Source organism: Priestia sp. TRM10 (genome assembly GCF_057808375.1).
In genome coordinates this window covers 1-945 of record NZ_JBJZOT010000027.1, presented here as the reverse complement: position 1 = coordinate 945, position 945 = coordinate 1, and the positions used below count along the sequence as shown (strand labels likewise).

9 tRNA genes and 1 rRNA gene are annotated in these 945 nt (G+C 52.3%); all 10 read left to right on the top strand.

The features are described 5' to 3' along the window. Position 1 precedes the first annotated feature (1 nt). A 5S ribosomal RNA gene (rrf, locus tag ACK3CR_RS27005) occupies positions 2–117 on the top strand. A 3-nt stretch (positions 118–120) separates the two neighbouring features. Continuing rightward, a tRNA-Val gene (locus tag ACK3CR_RS27000) sits at positions 121–196 on the top strand. Positions 197–200: 4 nt separating this feature from the next. Continuing rightward, positions 201–276: transfer RNA gene (locus ACK3CR_RS26995), tRNA-Thr, on the top strand. Positions 277–282: 6 nt separating this feature from the next. Continuing rightward, positions 283–358: transfer RNA gene (locus ACK3CR_RS26990), tRNA-Lys, on the top strand. 19 nt (positions 359–377) lie between these two features. After that, positions 378–460: transfer RNA gene (locus ACK3CR_RS26985), tRNA-Leu, on the top strand. A 4-nt stretch (positions 461–464) separates the two neighbouring features. Beyond that, positions 465–539: transfer RNA gene (locus tag ACK3CR_RS26980), tRNA-Gly, on the top strand. A 30-nt stretch (positions 540–569) separates the two neighbouring features. Beyond that, positions 570–658, top strand: a tRNA-Leu gene (locus tag ACK3CR_RS26975). Positions 659–670: 12 nt separating this feature from the next. Further along, positions 671–744, top strand: a tRNA-Arg gene (locus tag ACK3CR_RS26970). A gap of 33 nt (positions 745–777) precedes the next feature. Beyond that, a tRNA-Pro gene (locus tag ACK3CR_RS26965) sits at positions 778–854 on the top strand. Between the two features lie 10 nt (positions 855–864). Beyond that, positions 865–940, top strand: a tRNA-Ala gene (locus tag ACK3CR_RS26960). Positions 941–945: the final 5 nt, after the last annotated feature.

The following is a 945-nucleotide window of genomic DNA, read 5'->3' as shown; positions in this document are numbered from 1 at the left end:
GTCTGGTAACCATAGCCAAGAGGTCACACCTGTTCCCATGCCGAACACAGAAGTTAAGCTCTTGAGCGCCGATGGTAGTTGGGACTTTGTCCCTGTGAGAGTAGGACGTTGCCAGGCGATGGAGGATTAGCTCAGCTGGGAGAGCATCTGCCTTACAAGCAGAGGGTCGGCGGTTCGAGCCCGTCATCCTCCACCATATTGCCGGTGTAGCTCAATTGGTAGAGCAACTGACTTGTAATCAGTAGGTTGGGGGTTCAAGTCCTCTTGCCGGCACCACTATGGGAGCCATTAGCTCAGTTGGTAGAGCATCTGACTTTTAATCAGAGGGTCGAAGGTTCGAGTCCTTCATGGCTCACCATTTTAAGAAAGTTTAATATGCGGGTGTGGCGGAATTGGCAGACGCGCTAGACTTAGGATCTAGTGTCTTTATGACGTGGGGGTTCAAGTCCCTTCACCCGCATTATGCGGAAGTAGTTCAGTGGTAGAACACCACCTTGCCAAGGTGGGGGTCGCGGGTTCGAATCCCGTCTTCCGCTCCATTTATGAAATTTAACTGCCAAGTAATATATGCCGGGGTGGCGGAATTGGCAGACGCACAGGACTTAAAATCCTGCGGTAGGTGACTACCGTGCCGGTTCGAGCCCGGCCCTCGGCACCATTTATATTATATGCGCCCGTAGCTCAATTGGATAGAGCGTCTGACTACGGATCAGAAGGTTATGGGTTCGACTCCTATCGGGCGCGTTTAAAAAAAGCTTGTGAAGTTCTACTTTCAAGCGGGAAGTAGCTCAGCTTGGTAGAGCACATGGTTTGGGACCATGGGGTCGCAGGTTCGAATCCTGTCTTCCCGACCATTTAAATATTGGGGCCTTAGCTCAGCTGGGAGAGCGCCTGCCTTGCACGCAGGAGGTCAGCGGTTCGATCCCGCTAGGCTCCACCAATTAT